At 59.8% G+C, this 15,073-nt stretch carries 12 protein-coding genes and 1 pseudogene; 7 read left to right on the top strand and 6 right to left on the bottom strand.

The window, feature by feature from the left end; all coding sequences use genetic code 11:
• Nucleotides 1–329: 329 nt before the first annotated feature.
• The 7 genes and pseudogenes from LCH64_RS28310 to LCH64_RS19660 form a co-directional block, all read left to right on the top strand.
• Nucleotides 330–455: pseudogene (locus LCH64_RS28310) on the top strand (winged helix-turn-helix domain-containing protein); the annotation flags it as partial.
• Complete coding sequence (locus LCH64_RS19685; RefSeq protein WP_346269204.1) at nt 456–1,118, top strand: restriction endonuclease; 663 nt, start codon at nt 456–458, stop codon at nt 1,116–1,118.
• Between the two features lie 185 nt (nt 1,119–1,303).
• A complete protein-coding gene (locus tag LCH64_RS19680; protein WP_103522438.1) occupies nt 1,304–1,885 on the top strand; it encodes a DarT ssDNA thymidine ADP-ribosyltransferase family protein in 582 nt (193 codons plus the stop codon).
• The gene (locus LCH64_RS19675) at nt 1,882–2,526 is read left to right on the top strand and encodes a DUF4433 domain-containing protein (RefSeq protein WP_226501049.1); all 645 of its coding nucleotides are present in this window, start codon (nt 1,882–1,884) and stop codon (nt 2,524–2,526) included. The genes LCH64_RS19680 and LCH64_RS19675 overlap by 4 nt, the downstream gene beginning before the upstream one ends.
• A complete protein-coding gene (locus LCH64_RS19670; RefSeq protein ID WP_135296644.1) occupies nt 2,523–3,608 on the top strand; it encodes a macro domain-containing protein in 1,086 nt (361 codons plus the stop codon). Before LCH64_RS19675 ends, LCH64_RS19670 begins: the two co-directional genes overlap by 4 nt.
• Nucleotides 3,609–3,781: 173 nt before the next feature.
• The gene (locus LCH64_RS19665; protein WP_226501048.1) at nt 3,782–4,342 is read left to right on the top strand and encodes a hypothetical protein; all 561 of its coding nucleotides are present in this window, start codon (nt 3,782–3,784) and stop codon (nt 4,340–4,342) included.
• Nucleotides 4,343–4,357: 15 nt separating this feature from the next.
• Nucleotides 4,358–4,792, top strand: a complete 435-nt coding sequence (locus tag LCH64_RS19660) for a hypothetical protein (RefSeq protein WP_027612917.1) — start codon at nt 4,358–4,360, stop codon at nt 4,790–4,792.
• A gap of 23 nt (nt 4,793–4,815) precedes the next feature.
• Here the strand turns inward: LCH64_RS19660 and LCH64_RS19655 are convergent, their stop codons facing one another.
• Genes LCH64_RS19655 through LCH64_RS19630 form a run of 6 tightly spaced genes read right to left on the bottom strand, consistent with a single transcriptional unit; the run spans nt 4,816 to nt 15,001 of the window.
• Nucleotides 4,816–5,628: a DUF2135 domain-containing protein gene (locus LCH64_RS19655; protein WP_226501047.1), complete on the bottom strand. Its 813-nt coding sequence runs from the start codon at nt 5,626–5,628 to the stop codon at nt 4,816–4,818.
• Nucleotides 5,629–5,631: 3 nt separating this feature from the next.
• Nucleotides 5,632–7,251, bottom strand: a complete 1,620-nt coding sequence (locus LCH64_RS19650) for a DUF2300 domain-containing protein (protein WP_226501046.1) — start codon at nt 7,249–7,251, stop codon at nt 5,632–5,634.
• A 1-nt stretch (nt 7,252) separates the two neighbouring features.
• Nucleotides 7,253–11,827 (bottom strand): alpha-2-macroglobulin, encoded by a 4,575-nt coding sequence (locus LCH64_RS19645; protein WP_226501045.1) that lies wholly within the window; start codon nt 11,825–11,827, stop codon nt 7,253–7,255.
• Complete coding sequence (locus LCH64_RS19640) at nt 11,824–12,474, bottom strand: DUF1175 family protein (RefSeq protein ID WP_226501044.1); 651 nt, start codon at nt 12,472–12,474, stop codon at nt 11,824–11,826. The genes LCH64_RS19645 and LCH64_RS19640 overlap by 4 nt, the downstream gene beginning before the upstream one ends.
• Nucleotides 12,459–14,171: a DUF2138 domain-containing protein gene (locus LCH64_RS19635; RefSeq protein WP_226501043.1), complete on the bottom strand. Its 1,713-nt coding sequence runs from the start codon at nt 14,169–14,171 to the stop codon at nt 12,459–12,461. The genes LCH64_RS19640 and LCH64_RS19635 overlap by 16 nt, the downstream gene beginning before the upstream one ends.
• 38 nt (nt 14,172–14,209) lie before the next feature.
• Nucleotides 14,210–15,001 carry a DUF2135 domain-containing protein gene (locus LCH64_RS19630; protein WP_103521354.1) on the bottom strand — a complete coding sequence of 264 codons (792 nt, stop codon included), beginning with the start codon at nt 14,999–15,001 and terminating at the stop codon, nt 14,210–14,212.
• Between the last annotated feature and the right edge of the window lie 72 nt (nt 15,002–15,073).

Below are 15,073 nucleotides of genomic sequence, written 5' to 3'. Positions count from 1 at the left end.
AATCAGTACAAATTACAAATATCGACCGCCGCAGTGGCTCTATTCCGCAGTTGAGACTGGGAATCCCCAACAAAACTCAGTATCCTGCGCCCCACATTTGCGCATCGCCCCGCTCCCGCGGCCCAGATGACGCCTGACGCGGCAGACCAACGTCTGACCAAGTCCCACAGCCGGACGCAGATCCGGGTGTACGTTTTGAAGGCTGGCGCGGTTTACCAAAAATAAACCAAGCCAGTCCCCGAGAAGCCGGCCACAAGCCGGCTTTTTAATGCCCGCTAAAAAATGCTCTATTCAGCCATTCGGCATACAAATGAGCCGAGACACAGCGTGAAGAACAGCTCGCGAGTGGGCAGTTCACCTACAAGAACCGGTCAGGCTGGGCACACGACCGTCTCAAGCGTGCCGGTCTTTCGAGCAGTGCCAAACGCGGTTATTGGAAGTTGACTGATGCAGGTGTGCAGTACGCCAAGGAGCATGCATTTCCGCTGTCGGCCAAGGATGTGGAGCATTTAGCAATCGGCTACATGAATGTGAAGCTGAAAGTCGCGCCTGATGCCGAGCCACTGGATGACCAACCAAACGTTGAGCCAGATCTGGCCTCCGCCACCGAAAGCCCCGACGACCGACTGGAGCGAGCGCTAAAAGAATTGCGCGATGCCACGGCGGCCGACCTTTTGGATAACTTGCTGCAAGTCAGCCCCAACCGCTTCGAAGTGATCGTGCTGGATGTGCTTCATCGCCTGGGTTACGGCGCCAGTCGTAATGATCTGCAACGTGTCGGCGGTTCCGGTGATGCGGGTATCGACGGCATTATCGCGCTCGATAAATTGGGGCTGGAAAAAGTTTACGTTCAGGCCAAGCGCTGGCAGAACACGGTTGGCCGGCCTGAACTACAGGCGTTCTACGGAGCGCTCGCGGGGCAAAAAGCCAAGCGCGGCGTTTTCATCACTACGTCGGGCTTCACAGCGCACGCTGTCGACTTTGCCAAATCGGTGGACGGAATTGTGCTGGTAGACGGTACGCGGCTGGTGCATCTGATGATGGATCATGAGGTGGGCGTGACATCGCGTTTGTTGCGGCTGCCGACGCTGGACCGCGATTACTTTGATGAAGAGTGAGATCAAAGGTCTTGCTGACGGATCCTGCTAACCAATTTCCACGTTGAGCTTGTGGCTAAAAGTGATGGCACACTAGAATCACACCAACTGTTCTACCAACCCCCACGGATCGAGGGTTACATCAGCGCGGGGCAAGGTCGGGACTGAATCCAGCTTAGGTTGATGTGCAGGTCAAGGAGACCACTATGTCGGACGTTAAGAGCATCAAGGATCAGAAGCTTCTCTACCATCTCACTTCAGTTGAAAACCTGGATGGAATTTTCAGGGAGGGCTTGAAACCTCGCGCCGGCCTCTCGGGTTTCAAAGACGTCGCAGATGCTGAAATCCTGAAAAAGCGGCAGACTCTGCAGCTCGACAACTACGTTCCCTTCCACTGGTTTGCGAAGAATCCATTTGACGGAAGCGTACAGCGCAACAGGCCAGAGGCCCAATTTGTGTTGATCTCGGTCTACAGATCAACAGCCAAGCAATACGGCTGGAAAGTCATTCCACGCCACCCGTTAGCAGGCGACTCAATACAGCTACTTGATTACGAACAGGGTTTCGAAGCCATCGAGTGGGATGTCATGAGCAGTCGCGATTATCTGGACCCTCATTGCAAAAGCATCTGCATGGCAGAGTGTCTCGCACCGGGGGTTGTTAAACCTGATGCCTTCTTCAAAATCTTCACCCCCAGCGAAGAAGTCGATGCACTTTGCGTAGCTAAATTGCAGGCGGCCGATGTTAATGTGCAGACCAGCGTGAACCAGAGAATGTTTTATCAATGATCTACACCAACCTGAATCCAGAGAAAGCTCTGATTTGGCGTATCGTCCACCGCGATAACCTGCCCTGGATTCTGGACAACGGTCTGCATTGCGCAAACTCGGAAGCACAGGCACCTCAATACGTGAATATCGGTAACGTCGATTTGATCGACAAGCGCCGTTCCCGTCAGGTGCCCATCGCTCCCGAAGGTGTTTTGGCCGACTACGTGCCCTTCTATTTCACGCCCTTCTCGGTGATGATGCAGAACATTCACTCTGGCTGGAGTGTTCAGCAACGCAGCAACGACGAGATCGTGATTCTGGTCTCAAGCCTCTATCGCGTTGAAGAGCTCGGCCTACCGTTTGTCTTCACAAACGCGCACGCCTATCCGAGCTGGACAAACTATTACAGCGATCTGGCGAATCTCGACCAGATCGATTGGTCTATCCTTCAACAGCGCGACTTCAAGCGCGACCCTGATGACCCTCGAAAAATGGAGCGTTATCAGGCTGAGGCTCTGATCCACCATCACTTACCGATTACGGGACTACTGGGCATCATGTGCCACACCGATGCAATGAAAGTACGCATAGAAGCAGACGTTGCCGCCAGAGGCCTGACGTTGCCGGTTCATGCGCGCCCCAAATGGTATTTCCAATGATCAGATTCACCCAAGGCAACCTGCTGGAAGCCAAAACCGAGGCCCTCGTCAATACGGTGAATACCGTGGGCGTGATGGGTAAGGGCATCGCGCTGATGTTCAAAGAGCGCTTTGCGCAAAATTACCGCGTGTATGCAGCGGCATGTAAGGCCGGGGAAGTAGAAACCGGCAAGATGCACGTGACGGCCACCAATGAACTCGATGGCCCACGCTGGATCGTGAACTTCCCTACCAAACGCCATTGGCGTTCACCGTCGCAAATGGCGTGGATAACTGAAGGCTTGCATGATCTGCGTCGGTTTCTGCTTGAGAACGACGTGAAATCTGTCGCCGTCCCACCTCTCGGTGCTGGTAACGGCGGTTTGAAGTGGCCTGAAGTACGCGAGCAGATTATAGAAGTGCTGGGTGACCTGGATGTCGATGTATTAGTGTTCGAACCCTCTAATCAGTATCTGAATGTCGCTAAGCGCGATGGTGTTGAGCAACTCACTCCGGCACGCGCACTGATTGCTGAGTTGGTCCGGCGTTATTGGGTTCTGGGCATGGAATGCAGCCTGCTCGAAATTCAGAAACTGGCTTGGTTTCTTGAGCGTGCCATCGAGAAAATTCCAGGTACCGAGAATCCGCTAAACCTCAAATTTGTCGCTCATAAATTCGGTCCGTATGCCAATCGATTGGAGCATCTGCTCAACAATCTGGATGGCAGCTATCTACATTGCGACAAGCGCATCAGTGATGCAGGAATCACCGATGTCATTTGGTTTGATCAAGATCGCAAAGCCTTTTTGCAAACCTACCTCAAGACTGAAGCCAAGGAATACTCCCAGGCTTTAGAGCGAACGGCTGAATTGATCGACGGTTTTGAGTCACCTTTCGGCATGGAGTTGCTGGCCACCGTTGATTGGTTGCTGATTCGGGAAAGGATTGCTCCAACCGTTCCTGCGGTACGTAAAGCACTGAAGAACTGGGACGGTGGGTCAGGAGCTGCGGTGCGTAAAAACAAGTTATTCGATGATCAGGCACTGGGAATCGCGATCACTCGTCTGACATCCAGCAGTTTCAGCCCGGAACTAGCGGCCTGATATCGTTATGAAAGGGGGCAAGAAGTACTTGCCCCCTTACCGTCCCCAGACTGAAACGGACATTGCAATAAGCCATTAGCACATCCGCCCTAATTGCCCCGCGCCCAACCTCACCACTAAATTTCCATTCTGTTTTTGTGCATTACAAAAGCGCCAAGGAATGGAGCAACACCATGTCGTCGTTTTTCAAACTCAATCAATCCGTTGTTCTACTGACCGCACTCCTGACCGCTACCAGTTCAGCCTTGGCAGAGGAGCCGAAGCTCGTCGGTGACTGGTGGATCATTTACGGCAACGGCGTTCCCCACAAGAACATCATGTATGTCGCCGACAGCACTTCAGTCGTGCCGTCGAAGCAGACCAAGGGGGCCAAGTTGGTCGCCGTGACGCTGGTGTATGAGGAACCCGGCAAACCGATGATCGATGCCTACAACCTCGAAGTTCAGTGTTCGACGAACAAGGTTCGAATGCTCAATGGCCAGTCGGTTGATCGCATCGCTTACATGATGCGCAACCTCAAAGTTAACGACCAATGGCAGCAGCCGAAGGAGTTCTGGGTGCAGCGCACCAGCGAGTTTGTTTGCTCACCCAATAAAAAGGACATGATTGCGCTGGGCAAGATGGAGTATTTGCAGATGATTCAGGGCATGCAGCAGATGTTCTTCAAACTGGCGCCGATTCAGGAGAAAGGCCAGATGATGGATAACCTCGACTCGATCCTGGGCAACAAGTAAGCGGCGGGAATTACGATGAACCCATGGACTAAAACGTTATTGGCGCTGCTGATAACGCCCGCTGTTTTGCTGATCAATGGCTGCCACTTGATTGCGCAGTCGCGCTGGGAAGGACGTGATGTTCAGGAAGCGCTAGACCTGTTCGGCAAACCGGACTCGATGAAAAAACAGACCGGTGCCAACGGCGAGAATCTGGCTGTGCTCACCTGGTATAAATCGTCCAGCTGGACCACCACGGAAGCGGCCGGCACTTCAATGAATCACACCGGCAACGGCATGGTTTACACCGAGTATTACGAGACGGTCGGTCACAGTTCCGACTGCAAACTCGAAGCCACCGTCAACAAGGCGAAAAAGATCGTGCTGTTCAGGATCGAGGACGGAAAGATCATTCACGGCAAGTGCATCAACGTGCCGTTCGTGCCTGGTTACATTCCGCCCGGTTTCTAGTGCAACCCTGAGCAGGCTGCTGCTCAGGGATAACTGAACGACTTCACCAACGTCAACTCCCCCACCGCCCGCATTGGCACCACAAACGTCTCCATCTTCTCGCTCGGCGTACCCTCTTCGGTAATCACCGTCACCTGCGCCGTGGTCAACGGCTGCACCGCCTCTTCCCCACCCTCGTCATCCCCGCGATAGCCGCCACCAAAATAATTCACGTACACCAGATACTGCCCTTTGATCGGTGCCGGCATGGCGAAGATTTCCGGGCCGTAGCCGGTGGTGACGTCGACGTCGAGCGCCGCGCCGTTGGGGGCGACGCGATCGCCGTACCATATGTGCGCGCCGTCGGGGGTGACCAAGTGCAGGTCGAGGTCGGTGCCGTCGCTGTCCCACGACAGCAGCACGCGCAGTTTGGCCGGGGTGGCGCCGCCGCTGGCGTTGAGGAATTGGGTGCGGTGGCGTTGCTGGCCGTCAGGGCTGCGCACTTCGACGCTGTTGCTGCCGTTGGGGAAGGAGAACGGACGGTCGAAGTGGCCGCTGTCGTCGATTTTCAGCGGCATGCTGACGCCGTTGACGATCAACCGACCGGGATCCTTGCTCTTGGGGGTGGCTTTGATTTCACCGCTGATGCGTGCAGTGTTGGCTTGGCCGACCGGTGTATTGACCGACGAGGCCGGGTAGTTGACGGTCTGGCGGAAGTTTTCGCCTTCGCCCTCGGGCGCGCCGGTGCGCCAGCCGCCGACCGGGGTGTCGAGTTTGACGCTGTCGGCGGCCATTGCCATCGGCAATGCATTGAACGCGCAGAGCAACAGCAAGACCTGTGGATAACGGAGTGTCATGGTCTATTCCAGCAAGAGGTGACGGGCGAGCCCTTCGATGTAGGTTTCATCCTGGCCATTGGGATGTGCCTCAAAGGCCAGGTGCAGGTATTCGTGAGTCAGGTCGAGGCGATCCTGCAGCGTCAGCACGCCGCGCACGTAAATACGTTGGCGTTCGCGATCGACAAAAGGGCGACCGAAAGCGAGTTTGCACACGGCGAAGGTGCTGACTTCGTTGTAGCCGGTTTCGCTTTCAAGCTTAGGACGCCAGCCACGACGCTGCTTTTGCAGCCAGTCTTGCGCGGCGGGCAGTGCTTCGCAGGAGGCGACCGGGTTGTCCCAGCGGCTGAGGCTGGCGCGCGGGTAGGCGTGCAGCAGAATCGCGTCGTAGCGCTGGCCGGCGTTGGCCTGTTCGACGGCTTGTTGCCAGGCGAGTTTGTCCGGGCCGGGCTGGTCGGAGTGATAGGTGACGGTGCTGCCGGCCAGCACCAGATCCGCGGTCCACGCCGCGATGTTGCGCGACTCGGCGGAAGCCGGACGTGGGGCGACGCGCTGACGGTTGCTGCTGTCGTCGATACTCAGACAATCGCCATTGCGCGTGGCGTTTTGCAGCAAGTAGGTGCGGATCGCCACGGCCAGTGCCTTGGCGGCTTCGGCCGGTTCAGGTTTGGCTTCGCGCTCAAGAACGCGGGCGACGTATTCTTCGCGATCGAGCCGTGCGACGAGTTTGTCGTTGAGCAGAAACAGTTCGCCGGCGCTGTGGATATCCAGCGCATTGCCATTGGCGAATTCGACGCGGTAGTCGCCCTGCAAAGGCCCGGAGCCAGCAACGCGCTCACCCGAAAGGACTCGCGAAACCGGATAGCGCGAGAACAGTCCGACCTCAACACAACGCCCCGCCTCCGCCGGCCACGTTGCTGGCAACACCGACGCCAACGCCTGCCCGTAATGGCGCAAAACCATCTGACTGGTGCCACGCCCACCGGCCCAGATCGGCGAGCCATCTGCCGTCCAACCGGCGAAACCGCCCTGTCGCGATTGCGGATCCTGATCGCCGAGCCAGCTCCAGGTTTTCACCCGCAGGCGACCACCGAGTTCGCCGACGACATTGCCATCCGCCGCATTCAGCACGACGTCGAGCAATACGCGGCGCATCTGCTCCTGCGCCGGCAGCACCGACAACACCTTCAGCAAGTCAGCCACGGAAACCCGGGTAGCCGGTTGCACGGTTGGTAAATCCAGCAACCACGACGGTGCCTGCCGCGCCTGCCAATACGTGCGCCAATCGGCAGCAGCTATGCCCAACCGCGCCGGCTCAAAGTACAACCCGCAGGATTTGACCAACGCCTGATCGCGCTCGATCTTGCCGCCCGCCGAGCAGCAATAAACCTCTTCCTTGGATTGCCCGTGACATTCATACGCCGGTTCGCGGGCACCGGTATCCACCAGCCACGCATAGACGAACAATTTCCACAGACTGCCCAGCGGGGTATCCAGCGTCGACGGCAAGGGCTCGCGAGCGATCAGTTGCGTGTGATTCAACGACAACAACTCGCCCTTGTACGCCAGCCGCAACGGCTCATCCTGCGCCGTCGCCAGCGCAGGCATCACACACATCAGCAGCCACAGCAGCGGCCGGTTCATGTCAGTTGACCGTGACCTGACCGAGGGCGGCTTGCGCTTCCTGGGCCTGATGCTGCGGTGCATAGACCTGAGTGAAGCGCACCGGCGGCAGGTTGAACTGACCCTTCTGCGAGAAGCGCACCAGATGACGCAGACGCAATTCGCCGCTCAGCGCATCCACCGGCACCGCGTAAGCCAGTTGCCCCGGCTCGAAGCGCGCCTTCTCCAGCGCGGTCGGTTCGGTGCCATCCTTGCCCTGCAACTTGATGCCCCAGGTGGTGCGCTCGACATCGGCGCCCGGTGGCAGCGGCACTTCGAGCATGCCGTAGCGCAGCGGTTTCGGCGCCTTGCTGGTGAGGATCACTTCATCCAGATACAGGCTGTCGCTGGACAGCGGCTTGCTGCCGACCGGCTCCAGTTTGAAGGTGAACGCTTCGTCGCCCGGCACCAGTCGCGACAGGCGCCGGGTGATGGTCACGGCCATTGGATCGACCGCCGGTTGCCGGGTCTGGAAGCTCAGCGCCGCCCGCAGCGGACGCTCCTGAGTGCCGGACACCGACAAAACGCTCGGCACCGGTGTCGCACCCTGCCACGTCCAGAACATCTCGCCGGTCGCGCCGTAGCTTTTCTTCCAGCCTTCACCCGGCATCAGCGCGATGGTCGGCGAGGCCTGGGCGATGCTGCGTTGCAACCAGCTCAGCGCCAGGGCGCGTTCGAGGGTCGATTGCTGTGGCAGCAGACGTTGCAGCAACGCCGTCGCACGGGCCTGATCGAACGCTTGCAGCGACAGGTTCAGCGCTTCGGCAAACGGCTGCGAACTGACCGCCAGACGCTGTTGCGCCGCGCCAACCTGACGATTGAATGCGTCCGGCAACGCGACTTTCGACTGAGTCGCCAGCGCCGCGGTCAACACCCGCGCCGCCGCCAGACCGAGCGCCGAATCCGGGTCATTCATCACCATGCTGTCTTCGCCGTCGTCCATCAGGGTTTCGGCATTGCCCTCACCGGCCTTGGCCAGATCGTCCATCAAACCGCTGAGCAGGGTATTCACCGGCAGGTGCATCTGCTTGGCGAACGACAGAATCAGTGCCCGCTGCAGCAGCGGCGTGTTCGGCGCTTGCTTGGCGTAGACCTCCAGCACTCGCTGCCAGTGCTCCGGTGGCAAGGTCAGCTCCAGCACTTGGCTGGCGTTCCAGTCGGCGTAATAGGCGTAAGCGGTGAGGAACGCGTCCGGCTCGCCGTCGAAGCCCCACCAGGTGAAGCTCGCCGACGGCCCGGCCATTTGCACCAGACGCAAACGGCTGTTCTGCATGATCAGACGCAGGCGATCGCGGATTTGCGGGCTCGACGCCAGCGACGGATAAGCGATGCTCAGCGGCAGCAAACGGCTGGCCGTCTGCTCGACGCCGCCATACGGGTAGCTCAGCAGATCGTCGAGCGCGGAACGGAACAGCGCTTGCGGACTGTCATCCAGACGCAGACGAATGTCAGTGGCGTCCGCCGGCAGGCTCAACGGAGTGTCGCCGCTGGCCACGTCGAGGCTTTGGGTTTGCGTGACTTGCCAGCCGTCACCGGTCGCGCTCAGGCGCACGGCCAGGGAGTCCGCGGTTTTGCCATCCTGCACCAGCTCGGCAGTCCACTCACCCGAGGCCAGGGCGAACGCCGGCAGAGGCACGTAGTTGATGCCGTTATTCAGGGTCACCGGCAGGCGTTGTTCGGCGCCAGCGTAATGGGTGACCAGCTCAGCCTTGACCGGTTTTTCCGCCTGGCTGAAGGCAAACACTCCGAGTTGCGGCTGATCGCCCTTGCGGAATTTGCTCGGCCCGCTCCACTTCAGGTACAGCGGTTTTTCCGAACGGACGAACTGCTTCTTCTGCCCGACCTGACCGTCATCGGCAATGGCCCGGGCGGTGATGCGCCAGCGGGTCAGCGAGTCCGGCATCTTGAAGGTGAACCGGGTTTTGCCGTCGGCACCGGTCAACAGCTCAGGCTGCCATGCGGCGGTGTCGACGTCTTCGCGACGCGGACGCTCCAGCACTTTCACTCCGCGCTCGCTGCGGTTTGCCTTGCCCGGTGCGCCAGGGCTGCCCGGCAACGCCACGTCGTAACTGATGAACGACAGGCTGGCGCTGGTGCGCACGTTGTTGCGGCGTGGGTGGTAGAAGAACTGGTCGATGGTCGGTGCGACTTCCGGTTGCAGCGCGTAGACCATTTCATCGACGACGCTGACGGTCAGATGCGCCGGGACCGCTTTGCCGGCGAACTGCGTGGTCAGGTCAACCGTGACCGTGTCGCCCGGCAGGTACACGGTTTTATCGGTGCTGATCGCCACGTCGATTTGCGGCGCGACCACCTTGATCCCGGCGTTCTGGAAGCTGTACTGCCCGCCCTTGGTGTACAGCACCGAGAAGGTCAGGTTCGGCGCGAAATTGTCCTTCACCGGGATGCGTGCGCGGTATTGGGTGTCGCTGAGTTTTTCCAGTTTCAGCCAGTCGCCGCCCTTGGCCAGCAGCGCGGTGGCTTCGACCTTGTCGCGCTCCAGCGACAGCAGGGCATCGCTGACCGGCTCCGGGAACGTGATCAGCGCCAGCGCTTCATCGCCAGCCTTGTACTCGGGCTTGTCGAGGACGATTTCCACAGTGCCCGGCACCGCTTTGACGCCGTCACCAGTGACCGAATGGCCGGTGGCGCCGAGAACGCGACCGTGCTGATCCTTCAGCGTCAGGTTGTAAGTACCCGGACGTTCGAAGGCAATGCTGAAGCCCTTGTCTGTTGCCGCCAGTTTGCCTTCGCCGGTGCTCTGGTCTTCCAGGCGCACCCAGCTGTAGCTGCTCGGGGTGACGGCTTTGCTTTGCTCGCTGCTACCTTCGTTGACGTAGCTGAACGCGACTTTGTCGTTGACCGCGCTGAAACGTTGCGGCGCGCTCAGACGGAAGCTTGCGGCGCCACGGTCGATGAGGATTTCCTTGGTGGTCTTGACCCGATACGCCGCGCCATCGCTGGCAAACACGGTGAGCATGTAACGGCTCGGTTTGTCGGCGGCCGGCAGGTCGAGGGTCGCGTTGCCTTTGCTGTCGGTGGTCAGTTCGGTGCTGGTCAGTTCCACCGGGAATTGCCCAAGGTATTGCAGCTCGTTGTCGACCATCGACAGTTGCTGGGCGCGCAGGCTCAAGGTCAGTTTGGCGTTGGCCACCGGTTTGCCGTCCGGATACAGCAGCACCAGACTGCCCGTCACCGGCTCGCCGGTGCGGTAATCCTGCTTGGCCAGATTCAGCGAAATCTCAAAGTGCGGCTTGATGTATTCAGCCACGCGGAAGGCGCTGCTGTAGACCTGATCCTTGTAGTTGAAACGGATCTCATAGCCACCGGCCACGGCGTTATCCGGCAACTGGAAGCGGCCCTGGGTACCGGCCTTGGAATCGAGTTTCAGGTCAAGGTGTTGCAACTCGGTTCCGGTGGCATCCAGTACGCTGACCGTGACGTCCGCCGCACCCGGCAATACCGAATCCCGCGCATTCTTGAACTCGCGACCGACGATTTTCAGCGACACCCAATCCCCCGGGCGATAGAGCGGTCGATCAGTGAACGCGTAGAGTTTGGTGTCGTAGATTTCGCTGTCGTAATAGAAGTTCTCGGAGACGAACACCCCGCCCTCTTCGTCCTCGCCGATCACGAACGAGCGCTCGGGGCTGACGTGTTTCAGGCGCAGCAAACCATCGGCATCGGTGGCGCCGCTGCTCATCACGCCGAGGCCGTCAGTCCACAGCACATTGACCTTCGGCACCGAACTGCCTTCGTGTTTGCGTGCGGCCCAGACCAGCAATTCATCACCGGCAATCTTGCTCACCGCCACGGTGTTGGAGACGAAAACCATGGTGGTCGCGCGGTACTTGCCGATCAGCGCTTCGACCAGATACAGGCCCGGTTTCAGCTTGCCCAACGGGATGTACACGTTACCCGGCGCAACGCTGACGAACTCGCTGGAAGACCCGGCCAGATTGACCCCGGCCGGCGGCTGGATCGGTTTGGCCTGCCACAGTGGATAACGGAACTGGCTGACCACCGGCAGACCCGGAATCAACGCGAATTGCGGCTGTGCGTCGTACGGGGTCGGCGCGGCGATGGCGTTGCCCATCTTCAGTTCCGGTACTTCCTCGGTGACCTGCTTGCGCGATTCGTAGGAGAACGCACGCTGCATCACCCGCCGCGATTTGCGGTACCAGTTGTCCCACAGGTACGCGAGGGTGTTGGACAGACCTTCGCCCTTGAACTGACCGTCGCTGACCACGCGGTGCAGGTTCTTCTGGCGCTTGAGGAAATCCAGCGGTTTGTCGATGCGGTACACGCGGATGTCGGCACCGCCGTACGGTTCCATGCGGAAGCGGCGGTAGTCGCGACCGGGTGCTTCGAGACGCACCATCGCCTGCTCGTCCGCCGCGAAACTGCTGTCAGCCAGCAGGAAAAAGCTTTCACCAGAGACCGGCGTGTAGCCGCTCGGCTCCACCGAATCTTCAGCGTTGACGGTCGCCAGTGGCAGCAACAGCGCCAGCAGCAGGGGAATTCGAGCGCAGAGTCGCAGCATGCGGGCACCGGTCATTGGGAGAGAAAGTTCAGTCGATAGACGCCGATGAAGTTGGGGTTGGCTGCGTCGGGTATCCATCGGGTGTCCTTCCATGTCATGAGTTGCTGCAGGCTTGCCGAACGCATGCCGTTGTCAGTGGGGGTGGTGGTGCCGGTGTGATAGGCGATGTAGCGGCCCATCCAGATCATCAGGTGCTGGTCGTCGCCCTGATCGAAAAACATCAGGTCGCCGGGGCGTGCCTGGGACACGTCGCGGCTGACCAGATGGCTGTTGAACTGAATCAGTTTGATCGCGTTGACGTACGGCCCGACCTTGCCGCCGCCCTGCTGCCATTGCTGGGCGAGCTTGCGCTGCTCATCTCTGAGCGTCAGCTCCGGCGGCAGGTAGCGATTGGACAGGCCATTGCTGCGCAGCCATTTGTCGTCGTGGACTTTCAACGCTTCGTTGGCAGCGAAACGCACCAGCCCCGCGCAATCCTGCTGATACCAGCGCGGGCTCGGCCCCTGGCTCAGTTGCTCCTGAGCGATGCGCACGAACCAGGCGCGGAACACCTGGGACTGTGCCGGATCGAGTGCAGGCGCTTCGACGGCTCGGGCGCCGGCGCTGAGCAGCAGCGCGAGCAGGCCGAGGCTGCGGATCAGTGTCGTCACAGTGCTTTCCATTCCAGCGGCAGCCATTGCCAGTGGCCGTCAGGCTCGCTGCCTTCGGGCAAGGTCAGCGCGTATTTGCCATAACCGCCGAGGGTGCGCAGTTTCGGGATCAGGTAGGTTTGCGCGGCGTTGTAGAACACCGGCTCCATGTCCTGCGGCAGGCTGTCGAGGGTTTCCTGCTGCATCAGTTGCGCCATCGAATCGGGGCCGAAGTAGATCGGCATCAGCACGTCTTTCGGCAGCACGTCGGCCATCGGTGGGAAGCGTTTGTCGAGGGTACCGAGGGCCTTGTCGACCAGTTTGTCGTCGAGGGAAAACAGCAGCGTCGAACCGTGACGGGCGAGGCTGACTTTCATGAACGCCTTGCCGGTGATCGCGTCCGGGTTCTCGGCAGTCTTCGCTGCGTACGGACCGAAATTGGAGCTGATCTGACGCTGCCAGACATGGCTCTGGCCTTCCTGTTTCTCGACCACCGGGAACACGTGCTCATCGATATTCGCCTCGTAGGCGCCCACCATCGAACCGAACAACGTGCCCAGATCGCCATCGAGCTTGCTGCTGTCCTCATCCTTCAGACTGGCGACCAGCAACGGCGTGTACAACCGCGAATCGGCGTACCAGCACAGGCCCGCCGCGCCGGCCACATGCTCGGTGAGTTTCTGCGCCACAGCCTCGTCGGCGCCGAGTTTCACCAGCAATGGTTTCTGCGGTTCGGCCGCCACCGGCAAGGTCACGCAGGCACTGGCGCCCAGCGGCATGGCTTGCCACACCGGTTTGAAATCGAAGTCCGGCTGATTGTCCAGTTCGTCCATGGCCAGAAAGCTATGCCAGCCCTTGTCGTCCATGTCGAAACGCAGTCCGGCGAAGTTCGGGATGAAGCGCTGATACCCCATGGCAAGCACGCTGGAGTTCACCGACAGGCGCTGTTTGATTTCCGGCGCTTTCGTTGCCAAACCGAAGGCTTCGGGGAACAGTTTGTCGCCATTGAGCAACGCTGCCAGCGCTTGTGAAGACACGTGGCCCGACTCCTCCGAAGCGCCGTTGTCGGCGTCGTAGTATTTGGCCGGATTGGACAGCACTACCAGCTTGTCGCCGCGCGAAGCAAACAGCAGCGATTTGCTGGCGTTGTAGCTGAGCTGATAGAGCGTCACCTCGTCGCTGCCGACTTTCAGTGTGCCGAACTTGCTCAGTTGCGAGTCATCCAGCGCGACTTTCGCCAGCGGCTCCAGCAGTTTCGCCAGACCGCCGCGATCCATCACCAGCAGGAAATCCTTGAGTCGGCCATCGGCACCGCGCCACAACGCGACATCGGCTGGCTGATCGAAAAGCTGCTCGATCAGGCTGTCCTGCAGCTGCAGGTCGTGCTCGTATATGATCCGTCGCAGGCTGCCGATCAGGCCGAGGCGGTCAGCGTGGGTTTCGTAATAGAAGACGAAATCTTCGGTGAGCGTGGCCTTGAGGAACGGCACCGTCAGCAGGTCCTTGGGCAACTGGCTCAGGGAGCGGGTTTCCAGCAGTGCGTCCGGGCGGCTCAGGCCGAGCTTGTCGCTGGCAAGTAGAGCTGCCGGCAACTTGGGCTTGTGCAGCAGCCAGCCGAGACCACCCGCCACCCCGGCCACCAGGACCAGGCCAATCAGCAGCGCCGGCCAGCGCCGGGAAGGTTTGCCGGCAGGTGTCGGGACGGCCGGAGAAGCAGCGTTATCACTCATGTTCACAAAACCCGAAGTTCATCCGTGGAGCGGGATGCTTAATAGTTGAAAGTCTTGACCAGCAGCAGATCACCGATCGCCCGCAGGGGCACGATGAACGTTTCACGTTTTTCGTCGACCGTGTTTTCGTTGAGCACCAGTGTGATTTGCGAGGTGATGACCTCGTTCTGATTGCTGGCCTCCTCGAAGTTATAGCCGCCGTCGCCAAAGTTGCCCCAATAGTTGACGTAAACCAGATAGGTGCCATGCAGCGGCGCGGTCATGGTGAACATTTCCGGGCCGGGGCCATCGACGCCGTCCGGGTCCAGACCGCCGCCGTTGGTCAGCGCCGTGTGGGCGAAAAACGCGTGCTGACCGTCGGGCGTAATGATGTGCAGGTCGAGTTCGGCCTTGGGATCGTCCCAACCCAGCACCACACGGATTTTCGCCGGAGTGCGCAGGTTGTTCGCTTCGTAGAACTGCACGCGCTTGAGCGACTGTCCCTCGGCGCTGCGCACTTCGACACTGTTGGAACCGGCGCCGAACGCATACGGACGGGCAAATCGCCCGTCATCGTCGGTGTACAGATTCAGTGGGTTGCCATTGACCGCCAGCGTGTGCGGCCCGCGCTGATTGCCGATGGCCTTGAGCTGGCCCTGGATCATCGTGCGATTGCGCTGGATGCCACGGTCGATTGGCGGCGTCGGATAGGCGACTTGCGGGTTTTCACTGCGATCAAGCAAGCCGTTATAACGCCAGCCACCGGATGGTTCCGACAGCTCGGCAGTCGGCGCCGCCAGCAGCGCAGGCGCGCCAGCCAGACCGATCAGCAACAAAAGAAATGAACGCATGTAGTGCCTCCTGCCATGCCTGAACGAAACCTTGCACCCTATCCTCGGTACTTCACAGCGGTGGAAACTGCG

The sequence above is a fragment of the Pseudomonas sp. MWU16-30322 genome, assembly GCF_020515535.1.
GTDB lineage: Bacteria > Pseudomonadota > Gammaproteobacteria > Pseudomonadales > Pseudomonadaceae > Aquipseudomonas > Aquipseudomonas fluorescens_H.
Note: the sequence above shows the minus strand (reverse complement) of the source record. Positions and strands in the feature narration are given on the sequence as shown.

Coding starts and splice junctions, on each gene's coding strand:
- LCH64_RS19660 (WP_027612917.1), top strand. CDS start 4,358: ATGAACCCATGGACTAAAACGTTATTGGCGCTGCTGATAACGCCCGCT.
- LCH64_RS19645 (WP_226501045.1), bottom strand. CDS start 11,827: ATGACCGGTGCCCGCATGCTGCGACTCTGCGCTCGAATTCCCCTGCTG.
- LCH64_RS19670 (WP_135296644.1), top strand. CDS start 2,523: ATGATCAGATTCACCCAAGGCAACCTGCTGGAAGCCAAAACCGAGGCC.
- LCH64_RS19655 (WP_226501047.1), bottom strand. CDS start 5,628: ATGACACTCCGTTATCCACAGGTCTTGCTGTTGCTCTGCGCGTTCAAT.
- LCH64_RS19665 (WP_226501048.1), top strand. CDS start 3,782: ATGTCGTCGTTTTTCAAACTCAATCAATCCGTTGTTCTACTGACCGCA.
- LCH64_RS19675 (WP_226501049.1), top strand. CDS start 1,882: ATGATCTACACCAACCTGAATCCAGAGAAAGCTCTGATTTGGCGTATC.
- LCH64_RS19650 (WP_226501046.1), bottom strand. CDS start 7,251: ATGAACCGGCCGCTGCTGTGGCTGCTGATGTGTGTGATGCCTGCGCTG.
- LCH64_RS19635 (WP_226501043.1), bottom strand. CDS start 14,171: ATGAGTGATAACGCTGCTTCTCCGGCCGTCCCGACACCTGCCGGCAAA.
- LCH64_RS19630 (WP_103521354.1), bottom strand. CDS start 15,001: ATGCGTTCATTTCTTTTGTTGCTGATCGGTCTGGCTGGCGCGCCTGCG.
- LCH64_RS19680 (WP_103522438.1), top strand. CDS start 1,304: ATGTCGGACGTTAAGAGCATCAAGGATCAGAAGCTTCTCTACCATCTC.
- LCH64_RS19640 (WP_226501044.1), bottom strand. CDS start 12,474: ATGGAAAGCACTGTGACGACACTGATCCGCAGCCTCGGCCTGCTCGCG.